This window comes from Limnohabitans sp. INBF003 (assembly GCF_055396645.1).
In genome coordinates, this window is record NZ_AP029222.1 from 1,180,065 (window position 1) to 1,204,822 (window position 24,758).

The following is a 24,758-nucleotide window of genomic DNA, read 5'->3' on the forward strand; positions in this document are numbered from 1 at the left end:
TTTCTCAATTCAGAGGGGTAACAGTTGCATGGGGCGCGGGGCTGCCCCGTGGTTCAGCGGGCCGCTGCCTGCGCCTGTGCGGACGCTGGCGCCTGCGGCCAGGGCGGTACGGACAAAGGTGTGTGCAGCGCGCACGGCGTCTGGCAACGAATCGCCCAGGGCCAGGTGGGCCGCAATGGCCGATGACAGGGTGCAGCCTGTGCCATGGGTGTTGGGGCTGGCAATGCGGGGCGCGCGCATCCAGAAGGATTCGCCATGGCGGGCCACGAACAGGTCGCTCACCACATCCCCGGCCAGGTGCCCGCCTTTGAGCAAGACAGCTTGTGCGCCTTGGTTCAGCAGTTGCCGGGCGGCAGCTTCAATGTCGCTTTCGTTGTGCAGCGGGTGGCCGACCAGCAAGGCGGCTTCGTCCAGGTTGGGCGTGATCAGGGCAGCTTTGCCAAACAGTTGGCTGGCCAGCTCGGCCACAGCGTCATGGCTGATGAGCACGGCACCGCTGGTGGCCACCATGACCGGATCGAGCACGATGCGGCTCAGGTGGTGTTTGTCGATGGCCTGCGTCACGGCTTGCACGATGTCTACAGAGTGCAGCATCCCGATCTTGACGGCATGAACGCCGATGTCTTCGACCACCGCGTCAATCTGGTCGAGCAGCATGGCGGGTGGCGTGCCTTGAATGGACCGAACGCCCTTGGTGTTTTGAGCCGTCAAGGCGGTGATGGCGGTCATGCCGTAGCAGCCCAGAGCCGCAAAAGTTTTCAGGTCGGCCTGGATGCCTGCGCCGCCGCCGCTGTCCGATCCAGCAATCGACAAGACGCTAGGGTATTCGTGGGTGAAGCTTGGGGTGCGCATGGTCAATTGCTCTCCTTAAAATGGGCTTGGCTCAAGGCCTGCAGCTGGGCGGCGGCCTGGCGTGGATCGTCGGCTGAACAAATGGCGCTGACCACGGCGAGCCCATCTGCACCGGCTTGCAACACCTCCTGGGCATTGCCCGTGTGGATGCCGCCAATGGCCACCAGCGGCAAGGTGGTGGCTTGTCTGACCTGACGCAAACCGTCAAGCCCCCAGGGGGTTTGGGTGTCGGTTTTGGTGGGGGTCGAGAACACGGGGCTCACGCCCAAATAGTCCACCGGCAAGCTGTGGGCGCGTGCGACATCGGTCAGGGTTTCGACCGACCAGCCAATGAACACATTTGCAGGCAAGAGCCGCCTGGCTTGCACCACCGGCAAGTCACTTTGGCCCAGGTGCACGCCATCTGCACCACAGGCCAGAGCGATGTCGATGCGGTCGTTGATGACCAAGGGCACCCGGGTGGTGGACAGCACGGCCTGGATGGCCAAGGCCTGGGCCAGAAAATCCCGCGAAGACAGGTTCTTTTCGCGCAGTTGCACACAGGTCACACCACCTGCAACGGCCGCCTTGACCACATCGGTCAGGGTGCGGCCCTTGGACAGGGCGTTGTCGGTGACCAGATAGAGGCGAAAACTTTCGCTCTTCCAGTTTTTCATGATGGCGAGCGTTGGTTTAGAGCGAAGCGGTTTGCAGCCTCAGGCGGGCCTTGAAAGTGGCCTCGTCCAGCAGCTGCAATTCGTCCAGCAGCAAGACGGCCATGCTGCCCACGCCTTGGCCGCAGGCCTGGGCTTTTTCTGCGGCCACTTCGCCCGCGATGCTCATCAAGGCCATTGCTGCGGTGGTGGCGCGCCAGGCATCGGCTTGCACGGCACAAAAGGCGCCGATCAGTGCAGTCGACGAGCAGCCCACGCCAGTGATTTTGGTCATCCAGACATGGCCGTTGGACAGGCGTGCCCAGCGCTGTTGGGCATCCACGATGTGGTCGGTTTCGCCGCTCACGCACACGGTGCCAAGGGTGCGGGCGGTCAATGTGCGGGCTGCGCCCAAAGCATCGTTGGCGTTGGCGCTGCTGTCCACACCGCGCGTCTGAATGGCCGCGTTGGCGGTGCTCATGATTTCAGAGCCGTTGCCACGGATCACGCTGGGGCTGGCCACGTCCAGCAATTCGTTCAGGGTCTGGTTGCGGTAGGGCGTGGCACCAGCACCCACAGGGTCCAGCACGGTCGGGATGCCGCGCAGGTGCGCTGCAGCCAGGGCGATTTTCATGCTGTCCACCCCATACGGGTCGAGCGTGCCGATGTTCAGCACAAGTGACTGCGCAATGCCCACCATGGCTTTGACTTCTTCATGGGCATGGGCCATGACGGGCGATGCGCCTGCGGCCAGCAATACATTGGCGTTTAGGTTCATGACCACCAGGTTGGTGATGCTGTGCACCAGGGGCGACTGTGTACGAACAGCCTCAATGTCGGTCCACAGGTCGTGGGCGGTGATGTCGGGCGAAAAAAATGCCATGACGTTTTCCTTTAACGTAATGGCAGGTCGGCTGGCCGGGAACGTGGCACGCCCGAGGCGATGTGCTCGTGGTGCGACGTTCTTTTGAACGAGCTTCCCTGCGCGAGGATTACCTCAATCAGGTTCAAAGGGACTTTCTCAGTCGAAGACCTCACGGCCCTCAACACCCCTAGCGAATGCCACGCTGCTTCAGCGGTGTGGCGGGCGGATTCTACCGCAGGCGGCGTGCGTGTAGGTATGTGACCAGACGCTTCACCCCTGTAGGAGCTTGCCCTGCAAGCGAAAAGCTTTTGGGCCACCATGGCCACCTGTAGGAGCTTGCCCTGCAAGCGATCATCCGCAGACCACACGCGCCCCATCGCCAGCAGGGCTGGCTCCTACAAAAAACAGCTGAACCCTGTCCGGGGTCACACTCCCAAGCGTTGGTGCAGCAAAGTGGAGGTGGTGGTGTACTGCAGCAGGGTCTTTTCGGCCGGGCGCAGCAGGGCGACCGCCCCAAACGCGGCCAGCGTGGCTTCGTGGAAGCCGCACAGGATCAGCTTCTTTTTGCCGGGGTAGGTGTTGATGTCACCAACGGCAAAAATGCCCGGCTCGGACGTGCCAAAGTTTTCGGTGTTGACCACCAGCTGCTTGCGCTCCATGGCCAGACCCCATTGCGCCACGGGGCCGAGTTTGGGCGACAGGCCCAGGCAGGTTTGCAGTACGTCCAGATTCAGCCACTCAGTTTCGCCTTGCGGGTTGAGCAGTTCCAACGCTTGCAGTCGATCGCCTGCAGTGCGCAGACCGGTGGGCTGGCCCGCCACAAAACGCATGCGGCCTTCGGTGCAGGCCTGGCGCATGTGCGCGATCAAATCCGGTGCCGCGCTGAACTGGTCACGGCGGTGCAGCAAGCTCACGCTGGCGGCCGCTTGTGGGCCTTCGATGGCGTCCAGACAGGTTTGCAAGGCGGCATCGCCGTCTCCTGCCACCACCAGGTGCTGGCCTGCCCAGCGTTCGGCGGCGGGGTGTTCGGCAAACACCTGGGTGCCGTCAAAGGCTTCCAGGCCATCGAGCACCATGCGGCGCGGCACAAAAGCGCCCACGCCTGCGGCAATGAAGAGGGTCTTGGTGAGAAAAATCTGGCCCGAACCCGTGGTGACTTGCAGGCGCTGGTCGGCCATGCGCTCGATGTGGCTGACCTGTTGGCTCAGATGCAATGAGGGCTTGAAGGGCGCTATTTGCTGCTGCAGGCGTTCGACCAGTTCTTGCCCGGTGCAAAACGGGATGCCTGGGATGTCGTAAATCGGCTTGCCCGCATACAGCTCGGCGCACTGGCCGCCCACATGGGGCAGGGCGTCGATGGCGTGGCAGTGGATGCCTTGCAGTCCGAGCTGGAACACCTGAAACAGGCCCACGGGGCCTGCACCAATGACCAGCGCTTCGGTATCGATGGGGTGGGTCATGCGGGGTGTCCAGAAAAAAGGCCGGAAATTCCGGCCAGAGGGGTCATGCGCGATGCGATCAGCGGATCAGTTCGGCCAGTTTGCCGGTTTTGTCTTTCCAGCTGTCGGCATCGGCCATGGGCGCTTTGCGCTTGGTGATGCTCTTCCAGCCGGGCAACAAGGCCAACTCGGCATTGATCTTGGTCATGTGCTGCTGGTCAGCGGGCAGGTCTTCTTCGGCGTAGATGGCGTTCACGGGGCACTCGGGGATGCACACGGCACAGTCGATGCACTCATCGGGGTCGATGGTCAGGAAGTTGGGGCCTTCGCGGAAGCAGTCCACTGGGCAAACGTCCACACAGTCGGTGTATTTGCACTGGATACAGGATTCGGAAACAACGTGGGTCATGATGGACTCGGAAAATGGAGCAGCGCTGTCAAATGGGCGCGGAACTGTGAATTTTAAAGGAGATCGCTGAGGGCCTGTGAGAGTCCCCGCAATGCTTGGCGCTTTGTAGGAGCTTGCCCTGCAAGCGATGGTTTGAGGGCCACGAAGGCCAAATCGCCAGCAGGGCTGGCTCCTACAAAAAGCAGCCCTGTAGGCGCTTGCCCTGGAGACCATCAGGGCCGCTTTCAATTGACCAGCACGGCGCCTGAGGTCTTGTGGCTGGCGGTGTCCACCAGCACTAGGGCACCCAGAATGCGCGACTGGGCAAAGGGCAGGGTGACCAGAGGCTCTTGCAGGGCCAGCGTGACATGGCCAATGGCATTGGGGGCCAGCTCGGTCGCTTCTTCTTCGGCCAGGGTGTTCACGTCCAGGCGGTGCACCACGCGCTGCACTTTGACCTTGACCCAGCGGTGGCCGTGCAGCGCCCAATACAGACGGCCTGCGACCAGGGGCTCGTCGTCCATCCAGGCGATGGTGGTGCTCAGCTGGCGCTGGCCTTCGGGGGCCCCAACGGCCGCGAGCAGCCAGTCGCCACGCGACACGTCCACTTCGCGGTCCAGCACGATGCCCGCGCTGTGGCCGGCGGCCTTGTTTTGCGGCTGGCGGGTGGCCGACAGCACTTGCGAGACCACGGCGGTCTGACCGCTGGGGAAGACCTTGATGGTTTGGCCAGGCTCGATGCTGCCCGTGGCCACGCGGCCCCAGAACACACGGCGGCCCTGGGTGGTCACGCCGGAGTCGTGGAACTTCTCGACCCACTGCACCGGGAAGCTGAAGGCCACATCGGTCTCGGCAGGTGTCACGGGCAGGTCTTCGAGGATGCTGAGCAGGCTCGGGCCGGTGTAGCCACACCAGTCAGGCTGCGAATCGACCACGTTCCAGCCCTTGAGCGCCGACACGGGCACCATGGCCGCGACGGTGATGCCCGCTTCTTTGGCGAATTTGTCCAGGGCACCCGCGATGTTCTGGTACGCCACAGTGGCGTCGGCCACAGCATCGAGCTTGTTGATGGCGAACACGATGGAGGGCACGCGCAGCAAATTCACCAGCAGCGAGTGGCGGCGGGTTTGCGGCAGCAGTTGCAGATCGGGGTTGGCCCAGTCAAGCTTGATGGCATCGACCAACACCACAGCGGCGTCGGCGCTCGATGCCGCCGTCACCATGTTGCGGGTGTACTGCTCGTGGCCGGGTGCATCGCCAATGATGAACTTGCGCGCTTCGGTGTTGAAGTAGCGGTAGGCCACGTCGATGGTGATGCCTTGCTCGCGCTCGGCGCTCAAGCCATCGGTCAGTAGAGCCAGATCGGTTTCACCCGAGCGTTGCACACCGGCCAGGTGGTCTTGCAGCACCGCCTTGGTGTCCACCAGCAGGCGGCCGATCAGCGTGCTCTTGCCGTCGTCGACCGAGCCGCAGGTGATGAATTTAAGGGCTGAAAATTGTTTGTCGTTGTGCATGTTTTTCTCCCTGATCAGAAATAGCCGTCTTTTTTGCGCTTCTCCATCGAAGCCTCGGAGGTCTTGTCGTCCATGCGGGTCGCGCCGCGTTCGCTCACGTCGGCGGCCAGGGTCTCGATCACGATCTGCTCGGGCGTGGCGGCTGTGCTCTCCACCGGGCAGGTGCAGGTGATGTCGCCCACGGTGCGAAAACGCACGTCACGCACCACCACTTCTTCGCCATCTTTGGGCGGTGTCAGCTCGGTCACCGGCACCAAGAGGCCGCGGCGGTCCACCACCTCGCGTTTGTGGGTGTAGTAGATCGAGGGCAGGGCGATCTTTTCGCGGGCGATGTACTGCCACACATCCAGCTCGGTCCAGTTGCTGATCGGGAACACGCGGAAGTGCTCGCCCGGCTGCAGGCGGGTGTTGAACAGCGTCCACAGCTCGGGGCGCTGGGCCTTGGGTTGCCACTGGCCAAAGCTGTCGCGGTGGCTGAAGATGCGCTCTTTGGCTCGGGCCTTTTCTTCGTCACGTCGCGCACCGCCGATCAGGGCGTCAAAACGGAACTCTTCAATCGCTTCGAGCAGCGTGACCGACTGGTGCACGTTGCGGCTCTCGCCCGGGTGGGCCAGACGCACGGTGCCGCGTTTCATCGAGTCTTCGACGTTGCGCACGATCAGCTCGGCACCCAACTCTTTGGCGCGTGAGTCACGGAAGTCAGTCACTTCCTGGAAGTTGTGACCGGTGTCGATCATGAGCAGCGGGTAGGGAATGCGACCCGCGCCGAAAGCTTTTTCGGCGCACTTGAGCATGACCAGCGAGTCCTTGCCGCCCGAAAACAGCAAGGTGGGGCGCTCGAAGGCGGCGGCGACTTCGCGCAGGATGAAGATGGTTTCTTCTTCCAGCGCGTCCAGGTGGCTGTTGCTCAGGGTGTGCAACTCGGTTTGTGTGATGGCGTTCATGAGCGTTTCTCGGTTCTGTTTTTGTAGGAGCCAGCCTGCTGGCGATTCGCTTGTCTGTGGGTGACGGGGTCATCGCTTGCAGGCAAGCTCCTACAAAGTCAATTCTTTGGGCTTGAGTCAGTGGGGTCGTCTGTTTGGGGGCAACCGCTTGCAGGCAAGCTCCTACAGGGAATGTGTCTGCTGTTTTTTGTAGGAGCCAGCCCTGCTGGCGATGTTGATGGGCAGTTTGTTCATTTCTTGACGTGCAGTCCGCATTCCTTGGCCGCCTCGTCTTCCCACCACCAGCGCCCGGCGCGGAACTCTTCGCCCAGGCTGATGGCGCGGGTGCAGGGCGCGCAGCCGATGCTCGGGAAAAACTGGTCGTGCAGCGGGTTGTAGTCCACCTTGTTCGTGGCGATGTAGTGCCACACATCACCCCAGGTCCAGCGGGCCAGCGGGTTGAACTTGGCCAAACCTTTCGTGGATTCTTCGCTGGTATCGAGCAGCGGCACCTCGGCGCGCGCGGTGGATTGCTCCTGGCGCAGACCGGTGATCCAGGCGCGCTTGCCTTTCAGGGCAAGGGCCAGTGGTTCCATCTTGCGCACGCCGCAGCATTCTTTGCGCAGTTCGATGGACTTGTAGATCGCGTCCTGGCCTTTGTCGCGCACGAACTGGATGACCGATTCGTGCACCGGACGGAAGACGTTGATGGGCGCACGCGAATGGGCCTGGGTGCGCTCCAGCAGGGCCAGGGTCTCGGTGTGCAGTGCGCCGGTTTCCAGCACAAAAACCGGGATGTCCAGTTGCAGGCTGTTGATGAGGTGGGTGATCACCACGTCTTCGGCGCCCAGACTGGAGGCCTGGGTCACGGGGGTGAACTCGGCGGCTGCGCGGCGCAGCAGGGCCTGCGTCTCGGCCAGCTTGGCGACAAAGTCTGGGCTGGCCTTGGCGTTTTGTTCCGTGGCCTTGGCTGGCGCACCGCGAGAAGAAATCAAGGAAGAGGTCATGGTCATGTCTTTGTAAGAGCCAGCCGACTGGCGATGCCGATGGTGGTCTGCGTTCATCGCTTGCAGGCAAGCTCCTACAGGTATGGGTTTTGCCGCTGATGAGTCGGTGTTGGTTTTTGTAGGAGCCAGCCTGCTGGCGATTTAGATGGTGGTCTGCGAGTCATCGCTTGCAGGCAAGCTCCTACGGGGTTTCTTTCAGGCGGCTTTGGCGAATGGGGGTTGTGTGCCAACGGCGGAGCCTTGGTAAAAGCCCGAAAATCGGTCGAACTGGCGCTGGGCTGCCGAGGCGTCCACGCCTTCGCGCAGCACGGCCACGTCAAAGCCGGTGCGCTGCATCTGCACCAGCTGGTCGATCAGCACGTCGCCTGTGGCGCGCAACTCGCCCGCAAAGCCCAGGCGGCGGCGCAGCAAAAAGGCCTGGCTGTACGCACGGCCGTCGGTGAATTTGGGGAACTGCAAGTCGATGCGGGTCACGCCGCTCAGGTCGAGCGTGCGTGGGTCCACGTCGTTGGCCAGCGTGATGACCGCTGGCGATTCCAGGGCTTGGTGTTCTTGGGCAGTGATGATTTTCATGAGTGCTGCTGTGTTGGGTGGTGTTCTGTGGGAGGCTGCCCCTGCGGCCGAATGCATGCTCTGGCCGGGGCGAACATTCGCGAGCAGGGGCTCGCTCCTACAGGGATATTCAGGCAGTTTTTTCCTCGGCCGGGTGGCGTGCCGCATTGGCCGCCGCCTTGAACGGGTCCTGGCCCACGCGACTCAGGGTTTGCACAAAGGCTTCGGCCTTGCCGCCTTGGCTGGTGCGCAGGTCTTTGTAGGTGTTGAGGATCGCTTCGATCACATCAGGCACTTCAAATGACGAGAACGAAGGGCCAACCACCTTGCCGGCCACGGTGGGGCCTGACAGGTCTTTGCCGTCCGAGCCGCCCAGCGTGACCTGGTACCACTCCTTGCCGTCCTTGTCGACGCCCAGAATGCCGATGTGACCCGAGTGGTGGTGACCGCAGGAGTTGATGCAACCGCTGATGTGGAAGTCGATGTGACCCAGGTCATCCAGCTCGTCCAGGTCCTGGTAACGCTCGGTGATGGCGGCCGCCAAAGGCAGCGAACGGGCATTGGCCAGGGCGCAATAGTCGCCGCCGGGGCAGGCGATCATGTCGGTCAAGAGGCCGATGTTGGGCTGGGCCAAACCCAAAGCCTTGGCTTCGAGCCACAGCGCGTGCAGCTGGTCCAGGCGCACCCAGGGCAGCACCAGGTTTTGCGTGTGGGTCACGCGGGCCTCGCCTGCGGAATATTTGGCGACCAGGGCCGCAGCGGCATCGAGTTGGTCGGCGGTGGCATCACCAGGCGACTGGCCGACGCGCTTGAACGACAGCGTCACGGCGCGCAGGGCCGGGTTTTGGTGGGGCTTGACGTTTTGCGTCATCCAGCGGGCAAAGGCGGGTGTCTTGGCGGCTTCGATGCTGACATCGGCTTCTGCTTTGGCTGCCCATTCGGCAGTGGCTGCGGGCAGGTTCAGTGCAGGCGCGGCAAAGCAGGCGGCCACGCGGTCGAACTCGGCTTGCGGGATGGTGTGCAGGCCACCGTCCTTGACCAGAATGTCCTGGTATTCGGATTCGACTTCGTCAAAGTAGCGCTGGCCTTCGGCCTTCACCAAAATTTTGATGCGGGCCTTGTACAGGTTGTCGCGGCGGCCCCAGCGGTTGTACACGCGGATCACGGCTTCGAGGTAATTCATGATCTGGTTCCAGGGCAGGAACTCGCGGATCACGGTGCCCACCACGGGCGTGCGGCCCATGCCGCCACCCACCAGCACTTTGAAGCCGACTTCGCCAGCGGCGTTCTTGACCATCTGCAGGCCCACGTCGTGCCAGCCAATGGCAGCGCGGTCTTCCGCAGCGCCGGTGATGGCGATTTTGAATTTGCGTGGCAAAAAGGCGAACTCGGGGTGCAGCGTGCTCCACTGGCGGATCAGCTCGGCGTACGGCCGGGGGTCGACCACTTCGTCCACGGCCACACCGGCCAGCTCGTCGGTGGTGGTGTTGCGGATGCAGTTGCCGCTGGTCTGGATGCCATGCAGGTTGACGGTGGCCAAGAGGTCCATCACGTCGGCCGATTTGGACAGGGGAATCCAGTTGAACTGCACGTTCTGACGCGTGGTGAAGTGGCCGTAGTTGGTGGTCAGCTTGGGGGCCAAGCCAGCAATTTTGTCTTGTGTGGCCTGGGCTTCGGCCAGCAGGGCGGCGTCGGGTGTGTCGTAGTCGCGGGCGATTTGGGCCAGCACCTGCAGCTGAGGGGCCGAGATTTCGCCATACGGCACGGCCACGCGCAGCATGGGCGCGTAGCGCTGCACGTACCAGCCGTTTTGCAGGCGCAGGGGCTTGAATTCATCGCCCGAGAGTTGGCCCGCCTCAAAGCGCTCCAGTTGGTCGCGGTGTTGCGCAGCGCGGGCGCGCACGAACTGTTTGTCAAATTCGGTGTATTGGTACATGGTGTAACGACAGGTCAGAAGAGATTCAGATCAAAACCAGTTTGGTGCCAGCCCAGGCCAGCAAAACGGAAAGCAGGGAACGGATCACGCGGTCGGGTGTGTGGTGCGTCAGGCGCGAACCCAGCCAGATGCCGGGCAAAGAGCCCGCCAGCAGCTTGGCCAGCAAAGCCCAATCGACCGAGCCGAGTGATGCGTGGCCCAAGCCCGCCACCAAGGTCAGCGGCACGGCATAAGCGATGTCGGCGGCCACGATGCGGGGCAAAGGCAGCATGGGGTAGAGCACCAGCAAGACGGTGACGCCAATGGCACCTGCGCCCACCGAGGTGAGGGTGACCAAAGTGCCGATCAAGGCGCCAAACAGCAGCGGCAGGCTCCAGTGGCGGGGTGTGCTGGCTTGGGCTTCATCGGCCGCGGCCAGGTGGCGCGGCACTTGTTTGCCGCGCACCGCCTTGTAAAGCATGGCCGCAGCCGTCAGCAGCAAGGCCACGCCCAGGGTGCTGGTCATCAGGGCCTGCACCTTGGGGTCGGCCGGGCCCACCCAGTGCAAAAAGCCCAGGGTCACCAGGCAAGCCGGGATGCTGCCCGCGCTGAGCAAACCCACCACTCGCCAGGGCACGATGCGCTGGCGGGCAAAGCTCACGGTGCCGCCGAGTTTGGTGAACGCTGCAAACAGCAAGTCAGTGCCCACGGCCATGTAGGGCTTCACGCCAAAGAAAAAGATCAGCAGCGGCGTCATCAAAGACCCGCCACCCACCCCCGTCAGGCCCACGATGGTGCCGACGAAGAAACCTGCAAACACATAGCCCAAATCAATCATGGGCGCGACTTTAAGCGGTCTTTATGCTCAAACAAACGATTTTTTAGTTGGGTATATATTCCAACTGCTTATAAGAAGTGCTGGCATGACGGACTCTGTTTGAAGCCGGTGGATGGCGAATTTGCGGTGACATGACGGGTCCTCACCAAGCGGGGGCTTTGTGTGTCAACTCCGCGACAGGCTAAAAACTGGCTGGTAAAGTCACGGCTTTCGACGCTAACCCTAGGACTATTTTTATGAACCGCCTTATTGCCACTGGTCTGCTGAGCGCAGCCGCCATGACCCCCGTTTTTGCCCAGACCCCGATCAAGATCGGGGAAATCAACAGCTATTCCGCCATTCCCCAGTTCACCCAGCCCTACAAGCAAGGCTGGCAGCTGGCCGTCGAAGAGATCAACGCCCAGGGCGGCTTGCTGGGCCGCAAGGTCGAGGTCATTGCCCGTGACGACGCCGGCAAGCCCGAAGAAGCTTTGCGCCACGCCATCGAGCTGACTTCCAAAGAGAAGGTCGACGTGCTGGCCGGTGGCTTTTTGTCCAACATCGGTTTGGCATTGGCGGACCACGCCCACAAAAACAAACGCCTCTTCGTCGCCAGCGAACCTTTGACCGACGCCATTGTCTGGGACAAAGGCAATCGCTACACCTTCCGCCTGCGCCCCAGCACCTACATGCAAGCGGCCATGCTGGTTGAAGAAGCGGCCAAGCTGCCCGCCAAGCGCTGGGCCACGATTGCGCCCAACTACGAATACGGCCAAAGCGCGGTCGCCAGCTTCAAGGAACTGCTCAAAGCCAAGCGCCCCGATGTGGAGTTTGTGAGCGAGCAGTGGCCCGCCCAGGGCAAGATCGAAGCGGGCAGCACATTGACGGCCACCATGGCCAGCAAGCCCGACGCCATCTTCAACGTGACTTTTGGTGCTGACTTGGCCAAGCTGGTGCGCGAAGGCAACCAGCGCAACGTTTTCCCCAAGACCCCCGTGGTCTCGCTGCTGTCGGGCGAGCCCGAGTACCTGGAAGTGCTGAAAGACGAAACGCCCAAGGGCTGGATCGTGACCGGCTACCCCTGGGACCAGCTCGACAACAAAGAGCACGCCAGCTTTGCCGCCAACTACTACAAGAAGTTCAACGAGAACCCCAAGGTCGGCTCGGTCGTGGGTTACGCCACCATGCAAGCCATCTTTGCGGGCATCAAAAAGGCCAACTCCACTGACAACGAAAAACTGGTCACGGCCATGCGTGGCCTCAAGTTCAGCACGCCCTTTGGCCCGGCCGAGTTCCGTGCGCTGGACCAGCAGTCCACCATGGGCGCGTATGTCGGCAAGCTCGACCAGCGCGGTGGCAAGGGCACCATGGTCCAGTGGCGCTATGCCGACGGCAAGGCTTATCAGCCCACCGATGCGTATGTGAAGGCACGCCGCCCAGCGGATGCAATGAAGTAAAGCGCCGCCGCGCCTGAACCGGGTTCAGGCAGGCGTCAAGCCCCAGCGGTGGGCATCGCTGGCGTGCCAAAACTCGGCAAATGGGCTCGGCAGTGCCGCTGTGCCCGAGGGGGCTTGCAGCAACTGGCCCGGCGAGAGCGTGTCGATGATGGTCGCCAAGCTGCGGGCCTGACCCTCGGCATTGCGCACCATCAGGTGGTGGGCGGTCATGTCGGTTGGGCTGTTCAGTCCGGCGGCGCCCAGCAAGTCGGCCAGCGCGTGCATCGTGTTGGCATGAAAGTAATACACCCGCTCGGCTTTGTCGGTGACCACAATCGCGCGTTGGCGCACGGGGTCTTGCGTGGCCACGCCTGTGGGGCAGTGGTCGGTGTGGCAGCTACGCGACTGGATGCAGCCCAGCGCAAACATGAAGCCCCGGGCCGAGTTGCACCAGTCGGCCCCCAGAGCCAAGCAACGCGCAATGTCAAATGCCGAGATCACCTTGCCCGATGCCCCGATCTTGATGCGATCGCGCAGACCCGCGCCCACTAAACTGTTGTGCACCAGGCGCAGGCCATCGCGCAAAGGCATGCCCACGTGGTCGGCAAACTCGATGGGCGCAGCGCCTGTGCCGCCTTCGGCCCCGTCCACCACCACAAAGTCGGGCGTCTGGCCGGTCTGAACCATGGCTTTGACGAGCGAAAACCATTCTGCCGGGTGGCCCACGCACAGCTTGATGCCCACCGGCTTGCCCCCGGACAGCTGGCGCAATCGCGCCACAAACTGCAGCAGCTCCACCGGTGTCGTGAACGCAGAGTGCCGGGCGGGCGAAACGCAGTCCTGGCCCATGGGCACGCCCCGTGCATCGGCGATCTCGGCGCTGACCTTGGCTTTGGGCAGCACCCCGCCATGGCCTGGTTTGGCGCCTTGAGACAGTTTCACTTCGATCATCTTGACTTGGGGTGACTGCGCCTGCAGGGCAAAGCGCTCGGGGTCAAAGTGACCATCGGCCGTGCGGCAGCCAAAATAACCCGAGGCGATTTGCCAGATCAGGTCGCCCCCGTGCTCCCGGTGGTGCGCCGAGATGCTGCCTTCGCCCGTGTCGTGCGCAAACTGGCCCCGGGCCGCACCTTTGTTCAAGGCCTTCACGGCGTTGGGTGACAAAGCCCCAAAGCTCATGCCCGAGATGTTGAGCAGCGACAAGTCATAGGCCTGTGTGCACTGCGCCCCGCCCACGCGGACGCGAAACGATGCCGGGTCCGGCTGCACGGGCTGCAAGGAATGGGCAATCCATTCGGTGCCCGCGCTGTACATGTCCTTGATGCTGCCAAAGCCGCGTTTGTCGTTTTGCACCTTGGACCGCGCATAGACCATGGCGCGCTGGTTGCGTGAAAACGGCAGCTTCTGCTCGTCGTCTTCCAGAAAGTACTGGCGCAATTCGGGCCGGATGTATTCCAGCCCGTAGCGCAGCCGCCCGCTCAAAGGGTAGTTGCGGCGCACAGCTTGCTTGGCTTGGGTGAAGTCGATCCAGCCCAGCACAAAGAGCACGGCAAAGCCTGCGCTCGCCCAAACCGAGAAAGGCGCGCTGACGATCGCCGCAGGCACGGTGATCAACCAGGGCAGGTAACGCGACAGAGATTGGCGGGGCATGTGCACTCCTCAAAGTACCGACAAATACCGACACAAAGGTCGATATAAGCGTCGTTATAGTCCCATCGTAGTCGTTATTGGTGTTTTTGTTAAATTTATGAGCGAATGTACCTTTGGGCAGCGAGGTGCTTGGCCAAAGACGCATCCAAAGGCAGTGGCTCGTTGCCCAGCCAGGCCGCAGTGAGTTCACCGCACAACACGGCCAGGCTGATGCCGCGTGCGCCCATGCCCGCACAGAGCCACAGGCCCGGCAGGCGCTCGTTGTCGATGGGGCCGACAGCGGGCAGGCGGTTGGGCAGCGTGCAGCGCAAGCCAGCCCAGCCGTGTACATGTTCGGGGCCAAACTGGTGTTGCATGGCCGCGCCCAAATCGGGCAGCAAGGTGGCCAGGCGCAGCTGGTTGGCGGCGTGGTCTTCCTCGCGCACAGGGGCTTGTTCGCAGTTGCGCTCAAAGGTCGAGCCAATGAACCAGCCCGGCTGGCCATCTGGCGTGGGCACGCCACTGATGAAGCTGCCGTGGCCGTTGACCGGGAAGGGCGGCAGCAGCTGGCGCTGGTCATCGCTCAAATCGTTCAGGTGGCCAAAGCTGATTTGGCCACGCAAGGGGTTCAGCGGCACAGCGAAGCTGGGCAAGGGCTGCAGCAAAGCCAAGCTGTCAAAGGCGCTGGCCACCACCAGCAAGGGCGCTTGACCCAAAAGCTGCCCTTGCGCATCGGTCACGGCCCAAAGCGACCCGCGCCGCTCAATGGTTTGCGCCTTGTGTCCCCAAAGCACCTGCACGCCCGGTGTTTGCAGCTGCGCCGCCACCAGTTGCCGGGGCCTGATCCAGCCCGCCCGCCCGTGCCAGAGCGCAGGCGTTCCGGGCGGCAGGCCAGCGGCCGCGATTTGGGGCGCACTGGCTTGCGTGCTGCATGCGTGGGCGCTTTCCGAGGTGTCATCCAGAGTGGCATCAGGGTCGTTGTTCCCGGTGGGCAGCCTGCGTTTGCCGGCCAGGTTGTGTTCCAGAACACCCGTCAGGGCCCAGTCGGTGCCGCTTTGCAGCAGCGCTTCGGCACGCTGCAAAGTGGCCTGAACGCCCGCCCGTGTGATGCGGGAAAGCACGTTGTCGTCGGGCGAGACATGGGGGGCGGCCAAACCCGCAGGCAAACCCGAAGCGCCAGCGCCCACCCCTTCGGCTTGGTCGAGCACCGTGACGGACCAGCCCCGCGAGGCCAGGCTGTGCGCCACGGCCGAGCCCGACAGGCCTGCACCGATGACCAGGGCCTGGCGTGGGACAGCGCTGCTGTGCTCGGGTCCGATGTGGCGCTGGCTGGGGTGCAAAAAGGGTTGGCTCAAATCAGCAGGAAATGGTCAATGGGAAATGGTCCGGGGAGTGCTCAGTGGTCGGAGGTCAGTTGGCGGCCGGTGGCACGTAGCCTTGGGCGGCGTCCGCACCGGAGCCAAAGAAATGGTTTTCCATTTGGCGGGCCAGGTATTGGCGGGCGCGCAGGTCGGCCAGGTTCAGGCGGTTTTCATTGACCAGCATGGTCTGGTGCTTGAGCCAGTCGGCCCAAGCCTGTTTGCTCACGCCTTCCCAGATGCGCTTGCCCAACTCGCCGGGGTAGGGCGGAAAATCCAGGCCTTCTGCTTCGGTGCCGAGTTTGATGCATTGAACGGTGCGTGCCATGGTCGTGTCCTTGGGTTTCTTAAGAGTGTTTGGTTATACGGATATAAAATCTTGGTATTTCCAGTAATGAGCAAGTCGCTGGACAATACCGGTTTGTCGTGAGATGCGACTGCAATGCGTGTTTTGCAAGACCGCAACTGTAGCAAGCTTCTGCTTCCCTTTTATGGCCTGGGGTCTGAACCCCTCTCCACCTGTTAGATCACCATGAGTGCTTTTCTCGAAGAACGCGTTTTGAGCGTTCACCACTGGACCGACCGTCTGTTCAGCTTCACCACCACCCGCGACCAGGCTCTGCGCTTTTCAAACGGTCACTTCACCATGATCGGTTTGCGCGGTGACAACGGCAAACCGCTCTTGCGCGCCTATTCCATCGCCAGCGCCAATTACGAAGAGCACCTGGAGTTTCTGAGCATCAAGGTGCCCGACGGCCCGCTGACCTCCAAGCTGCAACACATCCAGGTGGGCGACACCATTGTGGTGGGCCGCAAGCCCACAGGCACCTTGCTGTGCGACTACCTCTTGCCCGGCAAAAACCTGTACCTCATGTCCACCGGCACTGGCTTGGCCCCGTTCATGAGCATCATCCGTGACCCCGAAACCTACGAGCGCTTTGAAAAAGTGATCCTGGTGCACGGTGTGCGTCAGGTGAATGAACTGGCTTACCACGACTACATCACGCAAGAACTGCCTGCCAACGAGTTCCTGGGTGAGATGGTGAGCAAGCAACTGCTGTACTACCCCACGGTCACCCGCGAGCCCTACAAAAACCAGGGCCGCCTGACCGATTTGATCGAAAACGGCAAACTGTTTGCCGATTTGGGCCTGCCCAAACTCGACCCCGAAACCGACCGCATCATGATCTGCGGCAGCCCCGCCATGCTCAAAGACCTCAAGCGCATCTGCGAAGAAAGCGGCATGAAAGAAGGCAACACCAGCACCCCAGGTGCCTTCGTGATTGAACGTGCGTTTGCCGAGTCCTGATCGCGCTGGGGCTTTGTGACAGGGCCCACCGATCTAGGCTGAACACGGGCGCACAATGCGCCCGTTGTCTTTTTAAAAACTGACCATGAACCTGACCTCCATCACCCCCTCACGCCTGTTGGCCCTGATCGCCTTGTCGGGCATCGGCATGCTGGCCTTTGGCCTGTATTTGCAGCACGTGGTGGGCCTGAACCCTTGCCCCATGTGCATCGTGCAGCGCTATGCGTTGATCGGTGTGGTGCTGGTGGCGGCTGTGGGCTGGCGTTTGCGCGGTTGGGGCCTGACGCTGTCAGGCTTGTTGCTGGCGCTGGTGTCAGGCTTTGGCGGTTTTATCGCCGCCCGCCAAAGCTGGCTGCAGTGGTACCCGCCCGAAGTCGTGACCTGCGGCCGTGACTTTTATGGCATGGTCGAAAACTTCCCCATCAACCGCGCCATTCCCATGATCTTCAAGGGCAGCGGCGACTGCACCAAGGTGGACTGGACCTTTTTAGGCGGCTCGATTGCCAATTGGTCGTTTGTTTGCTTTGTGGTGTTTGGCCTCTTGGGCCTGTGGGTGGCCTTGAAGTCGCGTCAGCCAGCGGCGTAATTGAGCGGCACGGCCGTGGTGTATTTCAGCTCCTCCATGGCAAAGCTCGAACTCACATCCGACAGCGGCACCTGCTGAATCAGCTGCTTGTACACCTGGTCGTAGGCGGCAATGTCGGGCACCACCACCCGCAGCAGGTAGTCCACGTCACCGCTCATCCGGTAGACCTCGACGATTTCCGGGATGGTCTGCACCGTGGCCCGAAACTTCTCCAGCCAAGGCAGATCGTGGTCACGCGTGCGCACCGCCACAAACACCGTCACCCCCAGATTGACCTTTTGCCGGTCCACCAAGGCCACTTGCTGCGATATCACCCCCAGCTCCTTGAGCCGCTGAATGCGACGCCAGCAAGGCGTGGGCGTCAGGTGCACGGCGGCGGCCAATTCGTTGATCGGCATGTCGCTGCTCTTTTGCAGCAGCTCCAGTAATTTTCGATCTATTGCATCAATTTTCTGTTTCATGCCTTGATTGTAGAAAATTTTTCTAAAAATAAGCCATTTTTTGCGTCATTTTGAAACTTCATGCTGACCATTCGGTGGCAAACTTTGAGGCTCATTTTGAAAAAAGTTTGTCATGAAAAAAATCGGTTTGATCGGTGGCATGAGCTGGGAGTCCACAGCGCTTTACTACCAGAACATCAACCGCGAAGTGGCCCGGCGCCGTGGCGGTTTGCGCTCGGCGCGGGTGCACCTGGTCAGCCTGGACTTTCAGGAAATTGCCGATCTGCAAAAGCAGGGCGACTGGCCCCGCATGACCGAGATTTTGCAAACGGCAGCGCGCCAGCTCGAAAGCAGCGGTGCCGAGGTCTTGCTGATCTGCACCAACACCATGCACCGCATTGCGCAGGAGGTGCAGTCGGTGACCACGCTGCCCTTGCTGCACATTGCCGACGTGACCGCTGACGCGATTTTGGCCGCTGGCCTGCACAAGGTGGGCCTGCTGGGTACCCGCTTCACCATGGAGCAAGCCTTCTTGCGCGACCGTCTGGCGGCACGCGGCATCGAGTGCGTGGTGCCTGACGAAGCCGGTCGCATCGAGGTGCACCGGGTCATTTTTGAAGAGCTTTGCCGGGGCTTGGTGCAGGATGATTCGCGCCAGAAACTCATCGCATTGGTGCGCGAGCTGGCCGCCCAAGGCGCGCAGGGCGTGATTTTGGGTTGCACCGAACTGACCATGATCTTGCAGCCCGGCGACGGTGGTTTGCCCAGCTTCGACACCACCGCGCTGCACGCCATGGCCGCGGTTGATTTTTCCCTGTCCTGAGACGCGCCATGTGCCAACTCATGGGCATGAGCTGCAACAACCGCGCAGCCACCACGTTTTCATTCACCGGTTTTTCAGCCAGGGGCGGGCGCACCTCGGACCATGTGGACGGTTGGGGCATCGCGTTTTACGACGGGCACGGTTGCCGGGTCTTTCAGGACGACCAACCGGCCAGCGAATCACCCCTGGCGGAATACGTGCGCAGCCACCCGATCAAATCCAGGCTGGTGGTGGCGCATGTGCGCAAAGCCACCCAAGGCGATGTGCAAGCGGCCAACTGCCATCCTTTTCAGCGCGAATGGCTGGGGCGCACCTGGGTCTTTGCCCACAACGGCGACCTGGGGCGCTTTGAAGCCCCGCCCACCTGTCAGGACATGCCGGTGGGCACCACCGACAGCGAACGCGCTTTTTGCACGCTCATGAGCCGCTTGCGCCAGCACTTCAAAGACCTGCAGCAGCCTCCCGAATGGCCAGAGCTTGCCCCGGTGCTGGCCAGCATCGCTGGCGACTTGGCCCAGTATGGCAACTTGAACATGCTGCTGAGCGATGGCCACGCCCTTTATGTTCACTGCTCGACCCACCTGCACCAGTTGACCCGGCACCACCCCTTTCCCAACGCACGCTTGGTGGACTGCGACATGAGCCTGGATCTGGGGCCGCTCAACGCCGAAGGCGACGTCATGAGCTTGCTGGCCACCGAACCCTTGACCGTCGACGAGCCCTGGCAAGCTCTGCGCACAGGGGAGTTTCGGGTTTATGTGGACGGCCAGGAAGTCTGGCGCGATCTGAATCCGCACACGCAAGCCTTTGCAGCGGCCGAGCGCATGCTGCCCAAGGGCAGCCTCAGAGTTTCTTGACCAGCACCTGGCTCTTGCGGTCCCAGTTGTATTTGCGTTTGCGCGCCTCGGGCAGCCAGTCGGGGTCGACCTGCACAAAACCGCGCTTGATGAACCAGTGCATGGTGCGGGTGGTCAGCACAAAAATGCTTTTGAGGCCCATGGCGCGGGCGCGTTGTTCCACGCGTTTGAGCACTTTTTCGCCGTCGCCCTGGCCTTGTGATTGCGGCGACACGGTGAGCGCCGCCATTTCGGCGGTTTTGGCTTCGGGGTAGGGGTAAAGCGCTGCGCAGGCAAAGATCACGCCGTCGTGGTCAATGATGGTGTAGTGGTCGATGTCGCGTTCGATCTCGGTGCGGTCGCGCTTGACCAGGGTGCCGTCTTTCTCGAACGGCTCGATCAATTGCAAGATGCCGCCCACGTCGTCGGCGGTGGCTTCGCGCAGTTCTTCGAGCTTTTCGTCCACGATCATGGTGCCGATGCCATCGTGCACATACACCTCCAGCAGCAGCGCGCCATCCACCGCAAAGGGCAGGATGTGCGAGCGCTCCACGCCTTCTTCGCAAGCCTTCACGCAGTGCTGCAGGTAAAAGCCGATGTCGGTCGGCTCGGTCGGGTTGGGCAGCGAGGCCAGCAACTGCTTGGCAGCCGCCAGGGGCAGCTCGGTGTCGATGGGGTTGTCGTCGCTGGCCGGTGCATGTGGCTCGATGCGGATGCCCGGGATTTCGGTCACAAAAATCAGCTTGTCGGCCTGCAGCTCGGCGGCCACGCTGGTGGCCACTTCTTCCATGGCCAGGTTGAAGGCCTCACCCGTGGGCGAAAAGCCAAACGGTGAGAGCAGCACCATCGCGCCCATGTCCAGCGTGCGCATGATGCCGTCCACATCGACCTTGCGCACCAGCCCTGAATGCATGAAGTCCACGCCGTCCACAATGCCCACCGGGCGGGCGGTGATGAAGTTGCCCGAAATCACCCGCACCGTGGAGCCCGCCATGGGGGTGTTGGGCAGGCCCTGGCTGAAAGCCGCTTCGATTTCGTAGCGCAGCTGCCCTGCGGCTTCTTGTGCGCAATCGAGTGCCACGCTGTCGGTGACGCGGATGCCGTGGGAGTATTTGGGCGTGTGGCCTTTGGCGGCCAATTGTTCGTTCACCTGGGGGCGAAAGCCGTGCACCAGCACGATCTTGACGCCCATGCTCTGGATCAGCGCCAGGTCTTGCGCCAGGTTTTGCAGCTTGCCAGCGGCAATGGCCTCACCCGCAATGCCCACCACAAAGGTCTTGCCCCGGTGCATGTGAATGTAGGGTGCCACCGACCGGAACCAGGGCACGAAAGTGAAATTGAAGACTGTGGGCATGGGCGGCGAAGGTGCGGTGAAAGGGCTGCGAAAGTGGCAGGGTGCGCGGGACTGGGATAATCCCCCGCTGTTCTTGCCTTGATTTTCACAGAAGTTTCCGCCTTGTCTGACACCCCCCTCCAAATCGAGTTCCCCGAAGGTCTGCCCGTCTCGGCCCGCCGCGACGAAATCATGGCCGCCATGGACCAGCACCAGGTCATCATCGTGTGTGGTGAAACTGGCTCGGGCAAGACCACGCAGCTGCCCAAAATCGCGCTCATGCTGGGGCGCGGCAAGCTCAACGCCAAGCCGGGTGAGCGGGCCCGCATGATCGGCCACACCCAGCCACGGCGCATTGCGGCCAGCTCGGTGGCCAAGCGGATTGCCGAAGAACTCAAGACCCCGCTGGGCGAGGTGGTGGGCTTCAAAGTGCGGTTTCAGGACCGTTTGAGCAAAAACGCCTCGGTCAAGCTCATGACCGACGGCATCTTGCTGGCCGAAACCCAGACCGACCCGCTGCTGCAGGCCTACGACACCATCATCATCGACGAGGCGCACGAACGCAGCCTGAACATCGATTTTTTGCTCGGCTACCTGCGCCAGATCCTGCCGCGCAGGCCGGACCTCAAGATCGTGGTCACCTCGGCCACCATCGACGCTGACCGCTTTGCCAAGCATTTCGCTTCGCGCCAGGGCCCGGCCCCGGTCATCATGGTTTCGGGCCGCACCTTCCCGGTGGAGCACCGCTACCGCCCGTTTGAAGAGTCGCGTGACTACGGCCTGAACGAGGCCATGGCCGATGCCGTGGACGAACTCTGGCAGGGCGGGGCAGGGGGTGACATCCTGATCTTCTTGCCCGGCGAGCGCGAGATCCGCGAAGCCGCTGACCACCTGCGCAAGCACCTGGCGCACCAGCCGCTCACGCGCAACGCCGAAGTGCTGCCGCTGTTTGCCCGCCTGTCGCAGGCCGAGCAAGACCAGATTTTTGAAGCGTCCAACGGTCGCCGCATCGTGCTGGCCACCAACGTGGCCGAAACATCGCTCACCGTGCCCGGTATCCGTTATGTCATCGACGCAGGCACAGCGCGGGTCAAACGCTACAGCCTGCGCAGCAAGGTCGAGCAGCTGATGGTCGAGCCGATCAGCCAAGCGGCAGCCAACCAGCGTGCGGGCCGTTGCGGCCGTGTGGCCAACGGCATCTGCATTCGCCTCTACGACGAGAAGGACTTTGCGGGCCGTCCGCGCTTCACCGACCCGGAAATTTTGCGTTCGTCTCTGGCGGGCGTGATCTTGCGCATGAAGAGTCTGCACCTGGGCGTGGTGGAAGACTTCCCGTTCATCGAAGCACCGTCCAAGCGTGCCATTACCGACGGCTACCAGCTGCTGGCCGAACTGGGTGCGGTGGACGACGACAACGAACTCACCCCGATCGGCAAAGAACTTTCGCGCCTGCCGCTGGACCCGCGTGTGGGCCGCATGATTTTGGAAGCGCGTGGCCGCGAAGCGCTGGACGAAGTGCTCATCATCGCCAGCGCCATGAGCGTGCAAGACGTGCGTGATCGCCCCATGGACGCCCAAGCCCAGGCCGACCAGCAACACGCCAAGTTTGACGACGACAAGAGCGAGTTCACCGGCTACCTCAAGCTGTGGAAGTGGATTCACGATGCCCGAGGCGGCCCCACCAAATCAATCGGGGTCAGATACCAATTAAATGCGCCCGCACAAGAAGCGCCGCAGCACAAGCTCAGCAACCGCCAATACGAGCAGCTGCTACGCCAGAACTTCATCAACATCCGCCGCGTGCGCGAGTGGCGCGACACGCACACCCAACTGCTCACGGTGGTGGCCGAGCACAAGTGGCGCATCAACACCCAGCCCGCGAGCTATGAGCAACTGCACCTGTCCATGCTGGCGGGCCTGCTGGGCAACGTGGGCTACAAGCTCGAAGACGAAGAAGCCTATCTGGGCGCACGCGGCATCAAGTTTCACAAGCATCCCGGCGCGCACCTGAGCAAAAAACCGGGCCGCTGGATCGTGGTGGCTGAACTGGTCGAGACAACGCGCTTGTTTGGCCGGGGCATCGCGGCGATTGAGCCGCAGTGGCTGGAGCAAGTTGGCGCGCACCTGCTGCGCAAACAGGTGCTCGACCCGCACTGGGAAAAGAAATCGGCCGAAGTGGTGGCGCTGGAGCGCGCCACGCTCTATGGCCTGGTGGTCTACAGCGGGCGGCGCACGGCTTACAGCCGGGTGGACTTGCACGGCGCACGTGAGATTTTCATCCGCGAAGCGCTGGTGGGTGACCAGTGGGAAACCAAGCTGCCGTTCTTGGCCGCCAACCACAAGATGATCGCCAAGGTCGAAGAGCTGGAACACAAGTCGCGCCGGCAAGACGTGTTGGTGGACGACGAGCTGATTTACGCTTTTTACGACCAGCAAATCCCGCCCGAGGTGTGCAGTGGCCGCCTGCTCGAAGACTGGTATCGCGCCGAAAGCGCCAAGCAGCCACGCCTCTTGCTGCTGACCCGCGAAGAGCTGATGCGCCACGAAGCCGCAGGCATCACTACACAAGCCTTCCCCAAACACATCCGCCTGGGCGGCACCGACTGCCAGGCCACTTATTTGCACGAGCCGGGCGATGCCCGCGACGGCGTGACAGTGACCGTGCCGCTGTTTGTGCTGAATCAGGTGAGCGAAGACCGCTGTGAATGGTTGGTGCCCGGCTTGCTCAAAGACAAGATTCAGGCCCTGCTCAAAAGCCTGCCACAGCGCCCGCGCTCGCGCTTTGTGCCGCTGCCCGAATCGGCCACCCGCTTGGCCGCCGAGCTGTCGGTGCCCGAGCTGTTTGGCAGCGGTTCGCTCACCGACGTGCTGCTCAAAAAAGCCCGTGACGAAACCAGCCTGGACATCAAGCGCACCGACTTCAAACACGACATGCTCAGCCCCCACCTGTTCATGAACCTGCTGGTGGTCGACGAACACGGGCGCCAGTTGGGCATGGGCCGCAACTTGGGCGCGCTTAAGGGTGAACTGGGCGCTAAAGCGCGTGGCGCGTTCCAGGCGCTGGCGCAGTTGAAAGTGGCTACAGCGCCCCCGGCGGCTGCCACCACAGCCAGCGCCTCGGCCAACGCGCCAACTGGCGCACAAGGCGCCAACCGCAACAACGCCGCCCCAGCCAAAGCCGCTGCAGCCCCCAAACCCCTGGCCCCGCAGCGCTACACCACTTGGACCTTCGGCGAACTCCCCGAGCTGATGGAAATCAGCAAAGGCGGCCAGACCCTGATTGGCTTTCCTGCGCTGGTGGACATGCAAGACGCCGTGACCATCGAGGTGTTTGACGAGCCCGAAGTGGCCGCCAGCAAAAACCGCGCGGGCCTGCGTCGCCTGTTTGCACTGCAGATCAAAGACGCGCTCAAGTACCTTGAGAAAAACATCCCCGATCTGCAAAAAATGGCCGTGGCCTACATGCCCCTGGGCACGGCGGATGAGCTGAAAAACCAGATCATCGACGTGGCGCTGGACCGCGCCTTCTTGCTTGACCCGTTGCCCAACGACGAGATCACCTTCAAGCGCCGCATCGAAGAAGGCCGGGGCCGCCTGACTCTGATCGCCAACGAAGTAGCCCGGTTGGCAGGCACCATCTTGCTGGAGTTTGGCGCGGCCACCCGCAAGATCAAGGACACCAAAAACGCCCCCGATGCGACTGCAGACTGCACCCAGCAACTACAGCGCCTGATGCCCAAAAACTTCATGGCCGCAACTCCGTGGCCGCAACTGCAGCATTACGCCCGCTACCTCAAGGCCATCACCCTGCGCCTGGACAAATACCGCGCCGACCCCGCCCGCGATGCCCAGCGCCTGACCGAGCTGAAACCACAAGAACAACGCTATTGGCGTCTGGTGGCCGAACGCAAAGGCGCCCAAGACGCCCGCATGCTGGAGTTCCGCTGGCTACTGGAAGAGCTGCGCGTGAGCTTCTTCGCGCAAGAACTGCGCACCCCGCAGCCGGTCAGCATCAAGCGGCTGGAAAAGGCTTGGGGGCAGTTGAATCATTGAGCACATGATCACCACGGGTGCGGGCCAGTTGGCGACCGCCCCGCCTATTCA

Annotated in this window: 22 protein-coding genes and 1 riboswitch; of the genes, 6 read left to right on the plus strand and 16 right to left on the minus strand. The window is 62.3% G+C overall.

All coding sequences use genetic code 11. The features are described 5' to 3' along the window. Positions 1-9: 9 nt before the first annotated feature. From thiD to ACZ5VE_RS05415, 11 genes are all read right to left on the minus strand, one after another. Positions 10-852, minus strand: a complete 843-nt coding sequence (gene thiD, locus ACZ5VE_RS05365) for a bifunctional hydroxymethylpyrimidine kinase/phosphomethylpyrimidine kinase (protein ID WP_464456996.1) — start codon at positions 850-852, stop codon at positions 10-12. A 2-nt stretch (positions 853-854) separates the two neighbouring features. Next, positions 855-1,508: a thiamine phosphate synthase gene (gene thiE, locus ACZ5VE_RS05370; RefSeq protein ID WP_464456997.1), complete on the minus strand. Its 654-nt coding sequence runs from the start codon at positions 1,506-1,508 to the stop codon at positions 855-857. 16 nt (positions 1,509-1,524) lie between these two features. Next, complete coding sequence (gene thiM, locus ACZ5VE_RS05375; RefSeq protein ID WP_464456998.1) at positions 1,525-2,367, minus strand: hydroxyethylthiazole kinase; 843 nt, start codon at positions 2,365-2,367, stop codon at positions 1,525-1,527. A 78-nt stretch (positions 2,368-2,445) separates the two neighbouring features. Next, positions 2,446-2,548: riboswitch (TPP riboswitch) on the minus strand. Positions 2,549-2,774: 226 nt separating this feature from the next. Further along, entirely contained in the window at positions 2,775-3,809 is a 1,035-nt protein-coding gene (locus ACZ5VE_RS05380; protein ID WP_464456999.1) for an NAD(P)/FAD-dependent oxidoreductase, read from the minus strand. A gap of 58 nt (positions 3,810-3,867) precedes the next feature. Next, positions 3,868-4,197, minus strand: coding sequence for a ferredoxin FdxA (fdxA, locus tag ACZ5VE_RS05385; RefSeq protein ID WP_464457000.1), 330 nt, complete (start codon positions 4,195-4,197; stop codon positions 3,868-3,870). 224 nt (positions 4,198-4,421) lie between these two features. After that, positions 4,422-5,690 (minus strand): sulfate adenylyltransferase subunit 1, encoded by a 1,269-nt coding sequence (locus tag ACZ5VE_RS05390; RefSeq protein WP_464457001.1) that lies wholly within the window; start codon positions 5,688-5,690, stop codon positions 4,422-4,424. A gap of 14 nt (positions 5,691-5,704) precedes the next feature. Beyond that, positions 5,705-6,634 (minus strand): sulfate adenylyltransferase subunit CysD, encoded by a 930-nt coding sequence (gene cysD / locus ACZ5VE_RS05395; protein ID WP_464457002.1) that lies wholly within the window; start codon positions 6,632-6,634, stop codon positions 5,705-5,707. A 230-nt stretch (positions 6,635-6,864) separates the two neighbouring features. After that, positions 6,865-7,620 carry a phosphoadenylyl-sulfate reductase gene (locus ACZ5VE_RS05400; RefSeq protein WP_464457003.1) on the minus strand — a complete coding sequence of 252 codons (756 nt, stop codon included), beginning with the start codon at positions 7,618-7,620 and terminating at the stop codon, positions 6,865-6,867. A 195-nt stretch (positions 7,621-7,815) separates the two neighbouring features. Next, positions 7,816-8,193 (minus strand): DUF934 domain-containing protein, encoded by a 378-nt coding sequence (locus ACZ5VE_RS05405; RefSeq protein ID WP_464457004.1) that lies wholly within the window; start codon positions 8,191-8,193, stop codon positions 7,816-7,818. A 109-nt stretch (positions 8,194-8,302) separates the two neighbouring features. Beyond that, positions 8,303-10,108, minus strand: a complete 1,806-nt coding sequence (locus tag ACZ5VE_RS05410) for a nitrite/sulfite reductase (RefSeq protein WP_464457005.1) — start codon at positions 10,106-10,108, stop codon at positions 8,303-8,305. 25 nt (positions 10,109-10,133) lie between these two features. Then, positions 10,134-10,925, minus strand: a complete 792-nt coding sequence (locus tag ACZ5VE_RS05415) for a sulfite exporter TauE/SafE family protein (RefSeq protein WP_464457006.1) — start codon at positions 10,923-10,925, stop codon at positions 10,134-10,136. 236 nt (positions 10,926-11,161) lie between these two features. Here ACZ5VE_RS05415 and ACZ5VE_RS05420 point away from each other — a divergent pair, with 236 nt between their 5' ends. Next, positions 11,162-12,361: an ABC transporter substrate-binding protein gene (locus tag ACZ5VE_RS05420; protein ID WP_464457007.1), complete on the plus strand. Its 1,200-nt coding sequence runs from the start codon at positions 11,162-11,164 to the stop codon at positions 12,359-12,361. Between the two features lie 24 nt (positions 12,362-12,385). Here ACZ5VE_RS05420 and ACZ5VE_RS05425 read toward each other — a convergent pair whose 3' ends face one another. The 3 genes from ACZ5VE_RS05425 to ACZ5VE_RS05435 form a co-directional block, all read right to left on the minus strand. Continuing rightward, entirely contained in the window at positions 12,386-13,990 is a 1,605-nt protein-coding gene (locus tag ACZ5VE_RS05425) for an FMN-binding glutamate synthase family protein (protein ID WP_464457008.1), read from the minus strand. Positions 13,991-14,085: 95 nt separating this feature from the next. After that, positions 14,086-15,324 carry an FAD-dependent 5-carboxymethylaminomethyl-2-thiouridine(34) oxidoreductase MnmC1 gene (gene mnmC1 / locus ACZ5VE_RS05430; RefSeq protein ID WP_464457009.1) on the minus strand — a complete coding sequence of 413 codons (1,239 nt, stop codon included), beginning with the start codon at positions 15,322-15,324 and terminating at the stop codon, positions 14,086-14,088. 55 nt (positions 15,325-15,379) lie between these two features. Beyond that, a complete protein-coding gene (locus tag ACZ5VE_RS05435; RefSeq protein WP_464457010.1) occupies positions 15,380-15,655 on the minus strand; it encodes an oxidative damage protection protein in 276 nt (91 codons plus the stop codon). Positions 15,656-15,859: 204 nt separating this feature from the next. Between ACZ5VE_RS05435 and ACZ5VE_RS05440 the strand changes: the two genes are divergently transcribed. Further along, positions 15,860-16,636 carry a ferredoxin--NADP reductase gene (locus ACZ5VE_RS05440; protein ID WP_464457011.1) on the plus strand — a complete coding sequence of 259 codons (777 nt, stop codon included), beginning with the start codon at positions 15,860-15,862 and terminating at the stop codon, positions 16,634-16,636. Between the two features lie 79 nt (positions 16,637-16,715). After that, positions 16,716-17,222 carry a disulfide bond formation protein B gene (locus ACZ5VE_RS05445; RefSeq protein ID WP_464457445.1) on the plus strand — a complete coding sequence of 169 codons (507 nt, stop codon included), beginning with the start codon at positions 16,716-16,718 and terminating at the stop codon, positions 17,220-17,222. On the opposite strand, the gene ACZ5VE_RS05450 is transcribed toward ACZ5VE_RS05445, so the two are convergent. Next, entirely contained in the window at positions 17,207-17,683 is a 477-nt protein-coding gene (locus tag ACZ5VE_RS05450; protein WP_464457012.1) for an Lrp/AsnC family transcriptional regulator, read from the minus strand. The genes ACZ5VE_RS05445 and ACZ5VE_RS05450 overlap by 16 nt on opposite strands. A gap of 112 nt (positions 17,684-17,795) precedes the next feature. Between ACZ5VE_RS05450 and ACZ5VE_RS05455 the strand changes: the two genes are divergently transcribed. Both ACZ5VE_RS05455 and ACZ5VE_RS05460 read left to right on the plus strand, forming a co-directional pair. Beyond that, positions 17,796-18,485: an aspartate/glutamate racemase family protein gene (locus ACZ5VE_RS05455; RefSeq protein WP_464457013.1), complete on the plus strand. Its 690-nt coding sequence runs from the start codon at positions 17,796-17,798 to the stop codon at positions 18,483-18,485. Positions 18,486-18,493: 8 nt separating this feature from the next. Then, on the plus strand, positions 18,494-19,342 hold the full coding sequence (locus ACZ5VE_RS05460) for a class II glutamine amidotransferase (protein WP_464457014.1): 849 nt from the start codon (positions 18,494-18,496) through the stop codon (positions 19,340-19,342). Here the strand turns inward: ACZ5VE_RS05460 and argA are convergent. Further along, positions 19,329-20,675, minus strand: a complete 1,347-nt coding sequence (gene argA, locus ACZ5VE_RS05465; protein WP_464457015.1) for an amino-acid N-acetyltransferase — start codon at positions 20,673-20,675, stop codon at positions 19,329-19,331. The two genes, ACZ5VE_RS05460 and argA, sit on opposite strands and share 14 nt — an antisense overlap. 102 nt (positions 20,676-20,777) lie before the next feature. Here argA and hrpA point away from each other — a divergent pair, with 102 nt between their 5' ends. Further along, entirely contained in the window at positions 20,778-24,707 is a 3,930-nt protein-coding gene (gene hrpA, locus ACZ5VE_RS05470; protein WP_464457016.1) for an ATP-dependent RNA helicase HrpA, read from the plus strand. The last annotated feature ends 51 nt before the right edge of the window (positions 24,708-24,758 follow it).